General features: G+C 60.2%; 13 protein-coding genes. 8 read left to right on the forward strand and 5 right to left on the reverse strand.

Annotated features, from left to right (window positions below; genetic code table 11):
* Positions 1 to 39 precede the first annotated feature (39 nt).
* The gene (locus NFS22_RS07685; protein ID WP_251317122.1) at positions 40 to 2,352 is read right to left on the reverse strand and encodes a M56 family metallopeptidase; all 2,313 of its coding nucleotides are present in this window, start codon (positions 2,350 to 2,352) and stop codon (positions 40 to 42) included.
* Positions 2,345 to 2,728, reverse strand: coding sequence for a BlaI/MecI/CopY family transcriptional regulator (locus NFS22_RS07690; protein ID WP_251317123.1), 384 nt, complete (start codon positions 2,726 to 2,728; stop codon positions 2,345 to 2,347). Before NFS22_RS07690 ends, NFS22_RS07685 begins: the two co-directional genes overlap by 8 nt.
* 352 nt (positions 2,729 to 3,080) lie before the next feature.
* On the opposite strand from NFS22_RS07690, the gene NFS22_RS07695 reads away from it, so the two are divergent.
* From NFS22_RS07695 to NFS22_RS07730, 8 genes are all read left to right on the forward strand, one after another.
* Positions 3,081 to 4,037, forward strand: a complete 957-nt coding sequence (locus NFS22_RS07695) for a TAXI family TRAP transporter solute-binding subunit (RefSeq protein ID WP_251317124.1) — start codon at positions 3,081 to 3,083, stop codon at positions 4,035 to 4,037.
* Between the two features lie 88 nt (positions 4,038 to 4,125).
* Positions 4,126 to 6,159, forward strand: coding sequence for a TRAP transporter permease (locus NFS22_RS07700; RefSeq protein ID WP_338147949.1), 2,034 nt, complete (start codon positions 4,126 to 4,128; stop codon positions 6,157 to 6,159).
* A gap of 187 nt (positions 6,160 to 6,346) precedes the next feature.
* Entirely contained in the window at positions 6,347 to 7,204 is an 858-nt protein-coding gene (rfbA, locus tag NFS22_RS07705) for a glucose-1-phosphate thymidylyltransferase RfbA (protein ID WP_251317125.1), read from the forward strand.
* A gap of 10 nt (positions 7,205 to 7,214) precedes the next feature.
* Positions 7,215 to 8,216, forward strand: a complete 1,002-nt coding sequence (locus NFS22_RS07710; protein WP_251317126.1) for an asparaginase — start codon at positions 7,215 to 7,217, stop codon at positions 8,214 to 8,216.
* Positions 8,217 to 8,234: 18 nt separating this feature from the next.
* Positions 8,235 to 10,202 carry a bifunctional metallophosphatase/5'-nucleotidase gene (locus NFS22_RS07715; protein WP_251317127.1) on the forward strand — a complete coding sequence of 656 codons (1,968 nt, stop codon included), beginning with the start codon at positions 8,235 to 8,237 and terminating at the stop codon, positions 10,200 to 10,202.
* A gap of 71 nt (positions 10,203 to 10,273) precedes the next feature.
* Positions 10,274 to 11,122 (forward strand): sulfide/dihydroorotate dehydrogenase-like FAD/NAD-binding protein, encoded by an 849-nt coding sequence (locus NFS22_RS07720; protein WP_251317128.1) that lies wholly within the window; start codon positions 10,274 to 10,276, stop codon positions 11,120 to 11,122.
* Positions 11,115 to 12,500, forward strand: coding sequence for an NADPH-dependent glutamate synthase (gene gltA / locus NFS22_RS07725; protein WP_251317129.1), 1,386 nt, complete (start codon positions 11,115 to 11,117; stop codon positions 12,498 to 12,500). Before NFS22_RS07720 ends, gltA begins: the two co-directional genes overlap by 8 nt.
* A 52-nt stretch (positions 12,501 to 12,552) precedes the next feature.
* Entirely contained in the window at positions 12,553 to 13,431 is an 879-nt protein-coding gene (locus tag NFS22_RS07730; protein WP_251317130.1) for an AAA family ATPase, read from the forward strand.
* Positions 13,432 to 13,470: 39 nt separating this feature from the next.
* Here NFS22_RS07730 and NFS22_RS07735 read toward each other — a convergent pair whose 3' ends face one another.
* Genes NFS22_RS07735 through NFS22_RS07745 form a run of 3 tightly spaced genes read right to left on the reverse strand, consistent with a single transcriptional unit; the run spans position 13,471 to position 16,435 of the window.
* Entirely contained in the window at positions 13,471 to 14,079 is a 609-nt protein-coding gene (locus tag NFS22_RS07735) for a Uma2 family endonuclease (protein WP_251317131.1), read from the reverse strand.
* The gene (locus NFS22_RS07740; protein ID WP_251317132.1) at positions 14,079 to 15,881 is read right to left on the reverse strand and encodes an Rqc2 family fibronectin-binding protein; all 1,803 of its coding nucleotides are present in this window, start codon (positions 15,879 to 15,881) and stop codon (positions 14,079 to 14,081) included. Before NFS22_RS07740 ends, NFS22_RS07735 begins: the two co-directional genes overlap by 1 nt.
* 20 nt (positions 15,882 to 15,901) lie before the next feature.
* Complete coding sequence (locus NFS22_RS07745; protein WP_251317133.1) at positions 15,902 to 16,435, reverse strand: SMI1/KNR4 family protein; 534 nt, start codon at positions 16,433 to 16,435, stop codon at positions 15,902 to 15,904.

Raw genomic sequence — 16,435 nt, forward strand, 5'->3', positions numbered from 1 at the left:
AAGCAGGGACAGAGCGTGGCGCTCTGTCCCTGCTTTCTGTCAGCCCTTATATAAAAGCAGCTGTTCCCCGTCGAAGTAGAGCCAATACTCAACCTTTTCCCCGTCATTTTGATCGGGGCAGGCCTGGATATAGAGGCATTTGGAGTATTGATCCCACTGTGTCTCCATGTAGCCCTCAGAGTGATTCAGAACCATACTGCCCCAGTCACCCATATCGGACTCATAAATTATGCCGTCGCGCTGTACAAACATCTGCCGGTTAGAGACCAGCTCGTCGCTTCCGTCCCCGTCCAGGTCCAGTGCCATAACGCCGCCGTCGTTGCTGCGGACCAGCAGAACGGGAGTGCCGGCTTCATCAAAATAGAAATAATCGGTAACCGGCTCGGGGGAAGCCCCCTTGGACGGCACCTCATAGGAGAGGGTAAACCCGTTGTGCCCGAACAGGTCCTGGAAGAAAAACACGCTGGCATTTTTGCTCAGGCCGGTGAGGAACACGTGCATAGTGTCTCCATCCCGGATGGCGGCGTTGATTGCGCCGCCGGTATCCCGGTAGACCACCACGTTATGGCCGTCAATGTTCCAGTTGGCCAGGCGGTTTTCATAGGTGTCTACAAAATCCCCCACCCTTGTCTCCAGTGTGACGGCGGGGGCCTCATAGCGCTCCAGGCTGTCCAGGGGGATGACCGCCTCCGGTTCCCCGGCAGGTATGGGGGTGGGGATGGCGGGCTTTTCACAGGCCAAGTTGGACTTGAAATGGTAGCCGCCGTCCTCCTGCTCCTCCAAAGTGACGCAGGTCCAGCCGCCGCCGTCGTTCTGGTAGAGGCTGACCGTTTTGCCCACCCGGGTTCCGCACAGGAAGGACAGGTCGCCGCAGTAGTTGGTGTCGCCATGCATCCAGTAGTAGGCGTCGTAGTCCGGGGAGTAGGTGAAGTAGTCCAGCCCTGTTTTGCTGGTCTGCTCCAGAGTGAGGCCGGTGTACTGGGTCAGAACATGGTTGATCTCTTCGGTGGTCAGCTTGTAGGCGCCACAGGGCAGATCGTCTCTGCTGTTGTAGCCCAGGATCGCCTTAAGCTCCTCATCAGTGAGCTGCATGGACCCCTCGCAGTAAAACAGCTCGCCCAGGTTGATATTCTCCGGCCTGTCGTAAGAAAACCAGGGGCTGGCGAACTGGTTGCGGATGGAGTAGTAGAGCTTGCCTCCGTCGGAGGTGGTGGCGGCAATTTGGTCGGAGTCCGCGCCGTTGAAAAACTCCTCGTTAAACCAGCGCAGCTCCTGGCCGGTGAGGGCCGTAAGGCCGGCGTCCTCCTGAGGGGTCGGCTCCGGGCTGGGGAGGACGGCCTCGGGGGGCTTGGCCCCGGTAAAGGTGCAGGCGGAGACCACCCCTGCCAGCAGGGCCGCAGCCACCGCCGCCGCTGCCAGCTGCCTGGGCTTGCGGGCAATGCGGGTAAAGCGGTCTTTGAGCTGTTTTTTTCCGGCGGCCATGGTGGTGGCGACCAGCATAGGACTGCCCGCCCGACGCACCGGAATCAGGGAGAGCAGGGTCTGCCCGTAGGGGATGCGCTCCTCCTCTCCCAGTTGGGCCAGAACGCCCTCGTCGCAGGCCAGCTCACAGTCGGTCCGGGCGGCGGCGGAGGCGATCCACACCAGCGGGTCGAACCAGTACACCGCCAGGCACACCCCCCGCAGCAGGGTCCAGATGTGGTCCAGGTGGCGGGCGTGGGTCATCTCGTGGGCCAGCACGTGGCGCAGCCGCTCCGGGGAGGACACCGCCTGGGGCGTCAGGTAAATGGCGGGCCGGAACAGCCCGAACAGGCAGGGGGAGGACAGTCCCTCCTCCACCAGATACACCCGCAGAGGACATCCCTCCACGGACCAGGGCCTTCCGGACCGGCGCAGCCTCAGCCAGAAGCGCCCGTTGACAGCCAGCAGAAAGGCCGCCGCAATGCCGCTGCCCGTCAGCCAGACCAGAGACAGCACCGTCTGCGCCGACAGCCGCCTGTACCGCACGGCGATGTCCTCCGTCTCCACAAGCCAGACGGACTCCCCCTCGCCAATTTCCGCCCGCTCCGGGGTCACATCAGGGGCGGAGGGATGCTGGGACAAAGGGGCCCGGGCCACCGGAACGTAGACGGGCCGGGAGGCAATGCCCCGGGCCACCGTCTGCTCCACCGGCTTGGCGGCGGTGAGGACAGAGAAGTCCACCGCCGGCAGGCTCACCGGCACCAGCAGCCGTAGCAGAACCAGCCCCCACAGCGCGTACTGCACCCTTCGGGACAGGACGTTCCGGAACAGCTTGCGCAGGACCAGCAGCGCCGCAATCAGCACCGACGAGGTAATTAAAATCTCAGTCATAAGCCTTCTCCCCTTTCGCCTTTTCCAAAATGGCGGACAGCTCCTCCAGGTCCGCCTGACTCAGCGGGCGGCTGTCCATCACCGCATTGAGCATCACGCCCAGATGGCCGTCAAAGACCTTGTCCAGAAAGTGGCTGGTCTCCCGCCTCACCGCGTCGCCCCGCTGGAGAACGGGGGAGTAGGCCTTGGCCCGGCCGTTGCTTTGGTAGCGCACCGCCCCCTTGGTCTCCAGCCGGGAGAGCATGGAGATGATGGTGTGCTTGCTCCACCCGGTGCTGTCTTTCATGGCTTCAGTCAGCTGGGTGATGGTCATGGGCGCGGCGTTCCACAGCGCCTTCATCAGCGTCCACTCCCCATCAGAAAGCTCAGTTTTCAAAATAACCTCTCCCTTCTAGGTAAACATCCGCCTACCTTATGTAAGCCCAGTGTAGCAGAAAGGTGAACATTTGTCAACCAAATTTTTCGGAAATGTTATAGCAGGGGCGGCCACAGGCCGCCCCTGCATGTGTCAGCAAAGCTGATGATTGCTGCATGTCCTGACATATATTGGATAAAAGGGCAGAAATTGGAAGAAATGAAAAAATATCTTGCTTTCTTACATCAGATATAATATAATGGAGGCGCAAGCTTTAGTTTGGCTTGCGGTCCGTTATGGAAAAGCCCAGGTTGGGCTTTCTGTTCTTCCTGTGTGGAAGAACAGAGCAAACTGAAAAATGGAGGAAGAGAATATGAAGAAAAAAATTGCACTCGCGCTCTCACTGGTCATGGTTATGACCCTGGCTTTGACCGCGTGCGGCGGCGGTGGCGGCGGCGGTAAGCTGACCTTTACCACCGGCAGCGACACCGGCACCTACTACGCCTTCGGCACCGTTCTGGCCGGCCAGATCAGCGACAAGACCAAGACCAATGTCACTGCCATTGCCGGCAAGGGCTCCAAGGGCAATATCGAGGCCATGGACGTAAAGGACGCTCAGTTGGGCTTTGTCCAGTCTGACGTAATGGCTTACGCCTACAACGGCGAGCGCCTGTTCGAGAAGAAGATCGAAAGCTTCTCCACCGTGGCCGCCCTGTACATGGAGCAGGTTCAGATCGTTACCCTGGACCCCAGCATCAAGTCTGTAGCCGACCTGGCGGGTAAGAGCGTCTCCGTCGGTGAGTCCGGCTCCGGCGTGTACTTCAACGCCGTTGACGTGCTGGCCGCCTATGGCCTGGACGTGGATAAGGACATCAAGCCCACCTATCAGAGCTTCGGCGACAGCGCCGATGCCCTGCAGGACGGCAAGATCGACGCCGCTTTCGTAGTGGCCGGTGCTCCCACCAACGCCATCACCGCTCTGGCTGCCAGCCGTGACGTCTACCTGGTAGAGCTGGACGACGAGCACATTGAAAAGCTGATCGCTGAGTCCCCCTACTACAGCAAGAACGTCATCTCCAAGGACGCCTACAACCTGGACGCTGACGCCACCACCGTGGCTGTGGGCGCCGTCATTATCGCCCGGGACGACTGCACCGAGGACGACATCTACAACGTCTGTTCCGGCATCTTTGACAGCATTGACACTCTGGGCCACGACAAGAAGAATGAGCTGAGCCTGGACTTTGCCGCCAGCATCACCGCCGTGCCCTATCACGCCGGCGCCGCCAAGTACTTCTCCGAGAAGGGCTTCACCGTTCCCACCAAGTAAATTGATTTAGCAGCCATCGGACTGCGGTGGATTCGCTCCGCCGCAGTCCGATGCTTATTACACCCAAGGGATGAAAGGAGAGTAGAACGTGAGCTTTAGGAAAAAAGAGAAGGAGACGCCCCCCGCCGTAAGCGAAGGAGCGGCCGGTTCCCCGGATATTGGAAGCGCCGCCGACGTGGACGCGGTAATGAAAAAGTTTGACCGGGAATCCAATACCCGCGTCTGGGAAGGTACCCCCATGTGGATTGTGAAGGGGATTATGATCCTGTTCTCTGTGTTCTGCATGTACCTGACCCTGATTGACAGGAATCAGGCCGAGTTCCGCCTGTGTACCTTCCTGGGCGGCATCATCATCATTGGCTATCTGAATTTCCCCATCAAAAAGGGCAATGTAAAGGTGAACAGCCTGCCCTGGTACGACATTATTATCATGGTTGTGGGCTGTATCCCCTTTTTCTACTTCGCCTTCAACGCGGAGAGGATCGCCCTGACCGACTATACCATTGTTTCCAGAGACCCTATGCTGCTGACCTTTGCGGTGATCGGCATTCTGGCCATGGTGGAGCTGTGCCGGCGCAGTGTAGGTCTGCCGATTTTGTGTGTTGTAGGCGTTTTGATTCTTTATACACTGTTTGGAGCGAATGTTCGTCCGGGCAAGATGCTGTTTGATCTGTTCTATACCACAACCGGCATTCTGGGTACCCCGATCTCCGCTTGCCAGAAGTTTATTGTCATGTTTATTATTTTCGGCGCGTTCCTGGAGCGTACCGGAATTTCCGCTTTCTTTATTAACCTGGCCAACTGCGCGGCCGGTTCCTCCTCCGGCGGCCCGGCCAAGGTGGCTGTCATCTCCTCCGCCCTGTGCGGCATGGTGTCCGGCTCCTCCGTGGGCAACACCGTGACTACCGGCTCTGTGACCATTCCCATGATGAAGGAAACCGGCTATAAGGGCGAGTTTGCCGGCGCGGTAGAGGCCGCGGCCTCCACCGGCGGCCAGATTATGCCCCCCATCATGGGCGCCGCCGCCTTTATTATGGCGGAGACCACCGGCATTGCCTATTCCAAGATTGTAGTGCTGGCTATCCTGCCCGCCTTCCTGTACTTTGTGGGCATTTTTATCGCTGTCCATCTGGAGGCCAAAAAGCTGGGGCTGAAAGGCATTCCCAAGGATAAGCTGCCCAAGTTCGGGGAGCTGGCCCCCAAGCTGTATCTGCTGCTGCCCCTGGTGATTCTGGTCATCCTGGTGTCCACCGGCACCTTTACCATGTCCTACTCCGCCGCCGTGGCTATCATCATCTCTGTTGCCGTGGGCGTCATCAATATTTTTGTCAATAAGGCCATGAAGAACGCGGATGTCTCCGACAATATCAGCGTTCCCAAGGTTTTGGACGCCATGGAGGCGGGCGCCAAGGGGACTATCTCTGTGGCCGCCGCCTGTTCTATGGCTGGTATTGTGGCCGGCTGCGTCACCAGCACCGGCCTGGCCAGCGACCTGCTGCGTACTATTTTGTCCGTATCCGGCGGCGTGAAGATTGTGGCCCTGTTCCTTACCATGCTGTGCTGCATTGTGCTGGGCATGGGGGTGCCTACCACCGCCAACTACTGCATCATGGCCGCCACCTGCGCCCCCATCCTGATGAGCGAGCAGATTGGCATTCCCATGGTGTGCGCCCACTTCTTCGTGTTCTACTTCGGCATTGTGGCCGACATCACCCCTCCCGTGGCCCTGGCCGCCTATGCCGGTTCCGCGATCGCCAAGTCTCCGCCTATGAGAACGGCCTTCAACGCAACCAAGCTGGCCATTGCCGCCTTTGTGGTGCCCTATATCTTTGCACTGAACCCCGCTATGCTGTTCCAGTTTGACCTGGGCACGACAATGACAATGATGGTTGTCCAATCTGTGCTGATTGTCATCACCTCTCTGGTGGGCCTGTTTGGTGTGGCGGCGGCCTTGAATGGCTTCCTGTACCGGCCTTTGAATCCGCTGTTCCGTGTTTTGATTGCCGCCGGTGGCCTGTGCATGATGATCCCCGGCACCCTTACCGACGTTGTCGGTCTGGTGGTTGTGGTGGGTATTGTCCTGTTCCAGCGTATGAGCGCTCAAAAATCCTCCGTGGCGTGACGGCGGGGCGAGAGCTGAAATTTGACTATTCCAACAAACCGGCGGGGCCAAAAGGTCCCGCCGGTTGTGATTCTTATGGACACCTTGTCCTTGTAAAACGGGAAAAACTATGATAAAATAAGAACATTCGCTGTATTCATCAGAAAAACAGACTGTGAAGTGGCGTTTTGCCGGAAGGAGGATGTTCATGAAAGGTATCGTATTGGCGGCGGGGAAGGGGACCCGCCTGTATCCTATGACCAAGCCGGTGTGCAAGCCCCTGCTGCCGGTGTATGATAAGCCGCTGATTTACTATCCAATCGCCATCCTCATGCAGGCGGGCATCTCTGAGATTATGATTATCGTCCCTCGGGAGGAGACGGCCACCTTCCGGGCCCTGCTGGGGGACGGAAGCCAATACGGCCTGCGCATTGAGTACGCCGAACAGCCGGTGGCCCGCGGCATTGCCGACGCCCTGCTGATCGGCGAGAAGTTTGTGGGGGGCGACCGGGTGTGTCTGGTGCTGGGGGACAACATTTTCTATGCTCCCACCCTGGCCGTCACCCTGAAACGGGCCGCCGCCAACGACCGGGGGGCCACCGTCTTCGGTTACTGGGTGGAAGACCCCCGCCCCTTTGGTGTGGTGGAGTTTGACAGGGACGGCCGGGCCATCTCCATTGAGGAAAAGCCCCGCTATCCCAAGTCCAACTACATCATCCCCGGCCTGTATTTCTATGACCACCAGGTGATGGAGATTGCCAACCACCTGAGGCCCTCCGCCCGGGGAGAGCTGGAGATTACCGACGTAAACCTGGAGTACATGCGCCGGGGCCAGCTCCAGGTGATTCCGCTGGAAAAGAATTTTACCTGGCTGGACGCCGGCACCGCCGACAGCCTGCTGGAGGCCGGCCAGTCCATCAAGCGCATTCAGGACACCACCGGCCGGTATGTGGGCTGCCTGGAGGAGCTGGCCCTCTATGAGGGCTGGGTCACCGAGGAGCAGGTCCACGCCATTGGCGGCGAGCTGTCCATGACCCTGTATGGAAAATACTTACAGTGCTTATAAAGGAGCGGACATGAAACGAATCCTGATGCTGGCCACCGGGGGCACAATCGCCTCCATGGAGACCGGCCACGGGCTCAGCCCCGCCATCACCTCTGAGGAAATATTGAGCCATGTCCCTGCGGTGGGGGAGCTGTGCCAGGTGGAGGCTGTTCAGCTGATGAATCTGGACAGCACCAACATTGGCCCGGACCACTGGCTGAACATTGCCCGGGCGGTCCGGGAGCGCTATGACAGCTATGACGGATTTGTCATCACCCACGGCACCGACACCATGGCCTACACCGCCGCCGCCCTGTCCTACCTGATTCAGGACTCCCCAAAACCCATTGTCATCACCGGCTCCCAAAAGTCCATCGCCCTGAACGACACCGACGCCCGGCGCAACCTGTACGACAGCTTTCGCTATGCGGTGGACCGGGACTCCCACGACGTGAGTCTGGTCTTTGACGGCCGGGTGATTCTGGGCACCCGGGCCCGGAAGGAGCGCAGCAAGAGCTTTAACGCCTTTTCCAGCGTGGACTACCCAGAGCGGGCGGTCATCCGGGACGGCAAGCTCATCCGCTATCTGGCCCCCCGGCCCTACTCTTATGGGGCTGAGCCTGTGTTTTACGACAAGCTGGAGGACCGGGTGCTGCTGCTCACCCTTATCCCCGGCATGGGGGCGGAGGCCCTGGGGCTGTTGAAGGACAGCTACCAGGCAGTGATTCTCCAGTCCTTCGGCGTGGGCGGGCTGCCCGGCGGAGGAAACGGCCCCTTCGCCCAGGCCATGGAGGAGTGGCTGGCGGCGGGGAAGACCATTGTTATGATGACCCAGGTACCCTATGAGGGCAGCGACATGTCCGTCTACCAGGTGGGCCAGCAGGTGAAGGAGCGCTTTCAGCTGATGGAGGCCTACAATATGACCCTGGAGGCCGCTGCCACCAAGCTGATGTGGGTGCTGGGCCAGGCCAGCGGACCCAGGGAGATTCGGGAGCTGTTTTACCGCCCCGTGCAGTTTGACGTAATTCAATGATTTAGAGGAGGTGCGCAAGTGAAACGCCGTGTTTCCGCCTTTTTGATGGCAGTTATGCTGCTGTGCTCCCTCCTGCCCGCTCTGGCGGCCTCGCCGGGGGAGCACACAACCACGGTGCTCTTCACCCACGACCTCCACTCCCACTTTTTGCCCCAGTCCGACGGGCAGGGGAAGCAGTCCGGCGGCTACGCCCGCCTGAAAACCGTTCTGGACCGGGAGCGGGCCGCCCATCCTAACGCCCTCACGGTGGACGGGGGGGACTTTTCCATTGGCTCCCTGATCCAGACGCTGTACACCACCCAGGGGGCGGAACTGCGCACCATGGGCGCCATGGGCTACGACGCCGCCACTGCCGGCAACCACGAGTTTGACCACACCGGAACCGGCTTTGCCTCCATGCTCAACGCCGTGGTGGACAGCGGCGACCCCTCGCCTGTACTGCTGATGGCCAACTACAAGCCGGCGGAGGATAACCCGGACCGGCTGGACATCCAGCGGTCCATGGCCGCCTACGGCGTACAGGACTATATGCTGCTGGAGCGGGGCGGGGTCACCTATGGCCTGTTTGGACTGATGGGGGAGGACTCCCACGCCTGCGCGCCCTCCTCCGGGTTTGCCCTGGGGGACGTGGCGGAAAACGCCCAGCGGTGTGTGGACGCCTTGAAAGAGGAGGGGGCGGAATTTATCATCTGCCTGTCCCACTCCGGGACCAACGAGAAAAAGAAGCTGTCTGAGGATGAGCAGCTGGCCGGAGCGGTGAGCGGTATTGACCTGATCGTCTCCGGACACACCCACACCACGCTGACCGAACCCATTGTGGTAAACGATACCTATATCGTCTCCGCCGGGCCCTACTGCTCCAACCTGGGGTCTGTCACCTTCAGCTGGACCGAGGGCGGGAGAAAGACCCTGTCCGATTACCACCTGATCCCCATTGATGAGACCCTCCCGGAGGACGCCGGGATTACCACCATGATAGACCGGTGGAAGGGGCTGGTGGGGGGGACCTACCTGGCACCCTACGGTCTGACCTACGACCAGGTGCTCACTGTGTCCGGCTTTGATCTGCTTACCCCAGAGTCCGGGGTGCAGAAGGGCAACCCCCTGGGCGAGCTGGTGGCCGATTCCTTCCTCTGGGCGGTGAACAACCTGGAGGCAAATGCCCCCGACGTGCCTACCGTCACCGTCACCGCCGACGGGGTGCTCCGCGCACCCCTGTATCCGGGGGAGGTTACCACCTCTATGGCCTTCGACGTGCTGTCTATGGGGGTGGGGAGCGACGGCACCTCCGGCTTTCCACTGGTGGCCTGCTACCTGACGGGGAAGGAGCTGAAAACCGTGGCCGAGGTGGACGCCTCCATCACCCCCCTTATACCCGCCGCCCAGCTGTATATGGCGGGGATGGAGTACTCCTTCAACACCCACCGGATGTTTTTCAACCGGGTGACGGATATTCAGCTGTACCAGTATGTGGATTTTTTCCACAGCGCGGTGGTTGAGCTTCCGGATGGTACAACGGAGCCGCCGGCTCCAGTGAGTCCAAAGTTTTACAGTGAGATCGAAGACGATCAGCTCTACCGGGTGGTTACCGGCATGTACTCCGCCCAGATGCTGAGTACAGTGAAGAGCAAATCCTTCGGCCTGCTCTCCCTGGAGCCCAAAATGGCGGACGGCACCCCGGTCACCGACTTTGAGGCCTGCATCCTCCGGGATGAGAACGGCAGCGAGATCAAGGAGTGGTACGCCCTGGCCGCCTACCTCCAGAGCTTTGGGGAGGATGGCCTCCCCCTGCGGTACACCGCTCCGGACGGGCGGAAAAACGTCAGCCGCAGCTGGAACCCGGTGGAGCTGGTGAAAAATCCCAACTGGATCACCGTTGTGACGCTGATTGTGCTGGCGGCATCGGCCGTTGCGGCGTTTTTCCTGGTCCGGGCTCTGCGCTACGCCCACCGGCGGCGGCGCTATGGGAAAAAGAAAAATTTGTGATCTGTGCGGCGAGGCCGCTGGCAATAATAACCTTGATGGAAAAAGGAAGAACTCTGACAGGAGGAGAAACAGTGAAGAAGTACGAAATCGCAAGCAAGAAGACGCTGACGCCTGAAATTTCTCAAATTTCGGTGTACGCGCCGCTGGTGGCCGCCAAGGCCAAGGCGGGCCAGTTCATCATCCTGCGGGTGGATGAAGAGGGAGAGCGGATTCCCCTCACCATCTCCAGCGCGGTGGACGGCCTGGTTACAGTGATCTACCAGAAGATCGGCGGCACTACCATGGCTCTGGACCAGCTGAACGAGGGCGACTGCCTCCAGGACTTTGTGGGCCCCCTGGGCCTGCCCACCGAGGTGGAGGACCTGGGCCGGGTGGCCGTTCTGGGCGGCGGTCTGGGCTGCGCCATTGCCCTGCCCGTGGCCCGCGCCCTGCATCAGGCCGGCAACCAGGTGGACCTGATCGGCGGCTTTAAGACCAAGGATATTGTCATCCTGGAGAAGGAGATGTCCGAGGCCTGCACCGACCTTCACATCTGCACCGACGATGGTACCTACGGCTACCACGGCTTTGTCACCGGCAAGCTGGAGGAGCTGATTGCCAGCGGGGTCAAGTTTGACCATGTCTTTGCCATTGGTCCTCTGCTGATGATGAAGTTTGCCTGCAAGCTGACAGAAAAATACAACATCCCCACCACTGTGAGCATGAACCCCATTATGATCGACGGTACCGGCATGTGCGGCTGCTGCCGCCTCACCGTGGACGGCGAGGTGAAGTTTGCCTGCGTGGACGGCCCCGACTTTGACGGCCACAAGGTGGACTTTGACGAAGTGATCGCCCGCAATGCGACCTATAAAGAGCATGAAGCCAAGGCGAAAGAGGCCCACCTCTGCCGCCTGGGAGGAGGTGCCATGAATGGCTAATATGCAGATGGAAAAGACCCCCATGCCCGAGCAGGAGGCCAATGTCCGCAACGCCAATTTTAAAGAGGTGGCCCTGGGTTACACCCTGGAGCAGGCCCGGAATGAGGCACAGCGGTGCCTGAACTGCAAGAACAAGCCCTGCGTCAGCGGATGCCCGGTGGGCATTCCCATCCCCGAGTTTGTGGGCAAAGTGGCCGAGGGTGACCTGGCCGCCGCCTATCAGCTGCTGTCCGACGCCAATGCCCTGCCCGCCATCTCCGGACGGGTCTGCCCCCAGGAGACCCAGTGTGAGGGCAAATGTGTCCGTGGCGTGAAGGGTGAGCCCGTTTCTATCGGCCGCATTGAGCGCTTTGTGGCCGACTGGGCCGCCGAAAACGGGATCGCCAACGTGGCCACCGCCCCCAAGAACGGCCACAAGGTGGCCGTGATCGGCTCCGGACCCGCCGGTCTGACCTGCGCCGGTGAGCTGGCCCGTATGGGCTACTCCGTCTCCGTGTTTGAGGCCTTCCACACCCCCGGCGGCGTGCTCAGCTACGGCATCCCCGAGTTCCGTCTCCCCAAGGATATTGTCAAGCGCGAGGTGGCCAATCTGGAGAAGATGGGCGTGGATATTGAGCTGAACATGGTAATCGGCAAGGTGCTCACCATCACCGAGCTGTTTGAACAGGGCTACGAGGCTGTCTTTATCGGCTCCGGCGCCGGCCTGCCCATGTTTATGAAGATCCCCGGCGAGTCCCTGGTGGGCGTCTACTCCGCCAACGAGTACCTCACCCGCATTAACCTGATGAAGGCCTACAAGGAGGACTCCCCCACCCCTGTGCTCCACAACAAGAAGGTGGCTGTGGTGGGCGGCGGCAACGTGGCCATGGACGCCGCCCGCTGCGCCAAGCGCCTGGGTGCCGAGGTCCATATCGTCTACCGCCGCTCCGAGGCGGAGCTCCCCGCCCGTAAGGAGGAGGTCCACCATGCCAAGGAGGAGGGCATCATCTTCGATCTGCTCACCAACCCTGTGTCCATTGAGGGGGACGAGACCGGCCATGTCCAGTCCATCACCTGCGTGCAGATGGAGCTGGGTGAGCCGGACGCCTCCGGCCGCCGCCGCCCCGTAGTCAAAGAGGGCAGCGAGTTTAAGATGGAGGTGGACGCCGTAGTCATGTCTCTGGGCACCCAGCCCAACCCCATGAGCTACGAGGGCACCCCCGGCCTGGAGAAGACCCGCAAGGGCTGTGTGCAGGCCGACGACCACGGCTGCACCTCCTGCCCCAATATCTTCGCCGGCGGCGACGCCGCCACCGGAGCCGCTACCGTCATTCTGGCCATGGGCGCCGGCAAGTCCGCCGCCAAGTCCATTGACGAGTATATCAAGAGCAAGCAGTAATGTTTCAAAACCGCCTCCGCTATGCGGAGGCGGTCCCCTTTAAGGAGCCGCTATGATCTATCTGCGCCGCTTTTCCCTGCCATCTGAGAGCAGGGAGTTCTTTCTTCTAAATGATAATCCCGAGAACAAGCGCACCTGCTACACCAGCCGGTACCCCTTTGGAGTATTTCAGAACCGTCCGGTGCCCGCGCTGGAACTGGAACCTGTTACCATCCTGTGCGGCGGCAACGGCAGCGGTAAGACCACAATCCTGAACCTGATGGGGGAGAAGCTGGGCCTGGCCCGGGGGACGGTGTTTAACCGCAGCTCTTTTTTTGCATATTACCTGGAGCAATGCCAGGCGGAAACCGCCCCCGGGTTCCACACGGCGAGGGAAAACAGCCGGGTCATCACCAGCGACGACGTGTTTGACTACCTCCTGGACCTGCGTTACATGAACGAGAACATCAACTGCCGCCGCCAGGAGCTGCTGGAGGAGTACACCAGCGCCAAATACGCCAGCTTTCAGATGCGCTCCATGGAGGACTACGACCGCCTGCGCCAGGTGGTGGACGCCCAGCGGAAAACTGGCTCCCGGTATGTCCGGGACCAGGTGATGAACGACGTAATAGAGAAGTCCAATGGGGAGAGCGCCTTTGCCTTTTTCACCAAGGAGATCAAAGAGGATGGCCTGTATCTGTTGGACGAGCCGGAAAACAGCCTGTCGCCCAGGCTCCAGCGAGAGCTGTGCGCCTTTCTGGAGGACTCCGCCCGATTTTACCGCTGTCAGTTTGTCATCTCTACCCACTCGCCCTTCCTGCTGGCTATGAGAGAAGCAAAAATTTACGACCTGGACAGCGTCCCCATCCGGACCTGTCATTGGACACGGCTGGAGCATATCCAGACCTACTGGCAGTTCTTCCGGGAGCACCGGGAGGAGCTGGAAACATGAACGCCGCCGGTCAGCAAGACCGGCGGCGAACTGCAATATTCAACTTTTTTGGTTGTTTGGCAGAAGACCGCTGAAAATGTCGTCCAAGGAAATATCCAGGTCGTCATACAGGCTGCACTGAAACACAGTAGTCACTTCAGCGCGCTCCTCCGGCTTCATTTTGGCCAGCATCCAGTCGGGATATACGCTGTATACCTCATGGAGCCGGAACTGTGCGCCGATGTTTCGATAGGTCTCCACCGATTGGCTTTCCGGGCTGACAATCCAGTATTCCTTAACGCCGCACCGGGCGTAGATGTCCATCTTGTAGCTCCGGTCCCGCTTGGCGGTGCTGGGGGAGAGGACCTCCACCACCAGATCAGGTGCGCCGTGTACGCCGTCGCCCTGAATCTTGTCCCGGTCGCAGACCACCATGAAATCGGGGAGAAAATGATCCTTTTCCGTTAGGAACAAGTCGCCGTCCCCGAATGGGATACATGTTTTGCCTTTCAGATAGGTACGGAAAATGAAGTCAATATTTTCCGATACCCGGTTGTGGTTGAATGTGGGCCGGGGAGACATTGCGACAAATTCCCCGTCAATCAGCTCTTCGGGCAGATCCTCTTGATAGGCCGGATTTGTGTTCATGCTCTGAAAGAAGTTCCGCATTATTTAACTCTCAGCCGCTTGGCCAGTTCCCCGTCGGGGGTGACCTGGGCGGTCTCATAAGTGGTGTAGATTACCATGCCGGGCCGGGCGCCCCCGGGCTTCTTTACATAACGCACGGGAGTGTAGTCCACGGGAACCTTGCTGCTGTCCCGGGCCTGGGAGAACCAGGCGGCCAGAATGGCGGCCTCGTTCAGGCTCTGGAGGTCGGGCTGACCGCCCTCTGTCCACAAAATAACGTGGGAGCCGTGGATTTTCTGGGTGTGGAACCAGATATCCCCCTTGCCGGCCAGCTTGCAGGTGAGCAGATCGTTCTGGCTGTTGTTTTTACCCACAGAGATGCGCAGGCCGGAGGTTGACATAAATTCCATAGGCTTGGAGGTCACCCGCTTCCCCCGGTCCTTGGCCTTGGCGGGGCGGCGGAGGTAGCCGGTGTCTGCCAGCTCCTGACGGATCTCCGCCAGATCCCGCTCCCCCTCGGCCAGGGAGATGTTTTCCAACACGCTGTTCAGATAGTCCAGCTCTTTCCGACCCTTCTCCAGCTGGATGGTAAGGTTCTCCTCCGCCTTTTTGGCCCGGTTATAGTCCTTGTAGTACCTGGCGGCGTTCTGCTGGGGGGTGAGGAGGGGGTCCAGTTTGATCTCAATCTCTTTGCCCTCCGGGTGGTAAAAATCTATGGTCCGAAGGCGGGCCATGCCCTTTTCCATCTGGTAAAAGTTGCTGGTAAGGATGTCCCCCAGCTGGCGCAGCCGGTCCCGGTCTCGGGCGGCGGCCAGCTCCTTTTCCTGATTGCCGATTTTCCGGGCGGTGCGGTCCCGGGCGCTGGTCACTGATTTAATCAGGTCCTGACCCTTCTGTTTTACCCGGTCCTGGCGCTCCCGCTGCTCAAAGAAGGCGTCCAGCAGGGGGGAGAAGGCGGGCCAAATGTCCACCTGGGCCGCGCCCTCATACTGCCCCACGGGCAAAAAGGTGAAGTCCTTTGGCCGGCCGTCCATGGTAATCATGGCGGGGGAGCAGTTGACGGCGGTTTCCCGCAGGTCCTCCAGTTGGTCCAGCAGCCGTCCCCGGCCTTCGGGCCCCAGAGTGTTCAGCCGCAGGTCCACAGCGCCCCCGGTCCGGTAGGCCAGCTCCCGACAGATGAGGGGGGACAGCCCCCCGAAGGTGTCCAGCAGCCAGCGGTCGGCCTGGGCCTCCTCTGGGGCGGCGGCCAGCAGTTCCTTCAGCTCCTCCCGGCTTGCGGTGAGGGGATTTACCTTGTCCACGCCGGGGGGGAGGCGGTAGAACATCCCCGGCTGGAGCACCCGGTACCGCACCCCGGAGGGCTGTCCCTCCCGCTGGAGGAGCAGCTTGTCCGCACCGTCCAGCCCCACGTGGCGGATGCAGTCCAGGATGCGGCCCTCTCCGTCCAGCAGGATCAGGTTGGTCTTGTGGCTGATGGCCTCCAGCACCAGGCAGCGCTCTACCCGGTCGCCCAGCTCGTTCAGCGCCTCAAAGCGGAGGGTGACCACCCGTTCCAGAGGGGTCTGGACAAACTCCAGCAGCCGGGCTTCGGACATGTGCTTGCGCAGCAGCATGCAGAACATGGGGGGCTTTTCCGGGTTTTCCAGAGGCAGGGTGGTCAAATGGAGCCTGGGGTGGGCCGGGTTGGCGGACAGCAGCAGCCGCACGTTCCCCACAGCGGGGGAGCGCAGAGCCAAAATTACCTCATCCCGCCCCGGCTGGTATATTTTGTCTACCCGGGAGCCGGAGAGGTTGGTGTTCAGTTCATGGACAACGCCCGACAGGCACAGTGCGTCCAAAGGCATAGAAAATCACGCTCCAATGTTCAATAGGGAAACTCTGCAAAGTAGTCCACATCATCCCCGTCGGTGAGCCAGCGTTCGAACCAGCCCAGAAAGTCCTGGCGCTGGCAGCAGGGCTGAACGCCCATTTCGCAAAAATGCCAGACCTCGCCCCGGCAGGGGCCGGTGATGACCAGCTCACAGGTCTGGCCGCAGCCGATGTCGATGAGTTCCAGCGTGCCGCTGGTAAAAGGATTGCCGAAGGGCGGCTCCTCGCCCTCCTCCATGTTGTCCCAATCCACCCAGTGCTCCTCATAACGGAAGGGTTCTGCATAGTTTTCTACCTCACGCTTTGCTCCAAGGGGCAGAAAGTCGTAGCCGTCGAACATGTCGCAGCCGTCACCCACCTCCAGCAGGAAGCGGCGGTAGCCCTCGGGGAGGGTGACCTGATGCTTCTGCTCAAAGGAGCGGATGTCTTCCTCAGACAGGACAGGTCCCATTTGGATATCCTGTTCCTTGATTGCCGCTTTGATCCGCGCTAAAACGGCGTCATACTCTTCCGGCTTGTAAATTGGCAT

The sequence above is a fragment of the Flintibacter muris genome (assembly GCF_943192995.1).
Classification (GTDB): domain Bacteria; phylum Bacillota; class Clostridia; order Oscillospirales; family Oscillospiraceae; genus Lawsonibacter; species Lawsonibacter muris.

Bases quoted from the DNA above. Each gene is read 5' to 3' on its own strand.
- NFS22_RS07685 (WP_251317122.1), bottom strand. From the start codon at position 2,352: ATGACTGAGATTTTAATTACCTCGTCGGTGCTGATTGCGGCGCTGCTG.
- NFS22_RS07695 (WP_251317124.1), top strand. From the start codon at position 3,081: ATGAAGAAAAAAATTGCACTCGCGCTCTCACTGGTCATGGTTATGACC.
- rfbA (WP_251317125.1), top strand. From the start codon at position 6,347: ATGAAAGGTATCGTATTGGCGGCGGGGAAGGGGACCCGCCTGTATCCT.
- NFS22_RS07710 (WP_251317126.1), top strand. From the start codon at position 7,215: ATGAAACGAATCCTGATGCTGGCCACCGGGGGCACAATCGCCTCCATG.
- gltA (WP_251317129.1), top strand. From the start codon at position 11,115: ATGGCTAATATGCAGATGGAAAAGACCCCCATGCCCGAGCAGGAGGCC.
- NFS22_RS07730 (WP_251317130.1), top strand. From the start codon at position 12,553: ATGATCTATCTGCGCCGCTTTTCCCTGCCATCTGAGAGCAGGGAGTTC.
- NFS22_RS07735 (WP_251317131.1), bottom strand. From the start codon at position 14,079: ATGCGGAACTTCTTTCAGAGCATGAACACAAATCCGGCCTATCAAGAG.
- NFS22_RS07740 (WP_251317132.1), bottom strand. From the start codon at position 15,881: ATGCCTTTGGACGCACTGTGCCTGTCGGGCGTTGTCCATGAACTGAAC.
- NFS22_RS07745 (WP_251317133.1), bottom strand. From the start codon at position 16,435: ATGCCAATTTACAAGCCGGAAGAGTATGACGCCGTTTTAGCGCGGATC.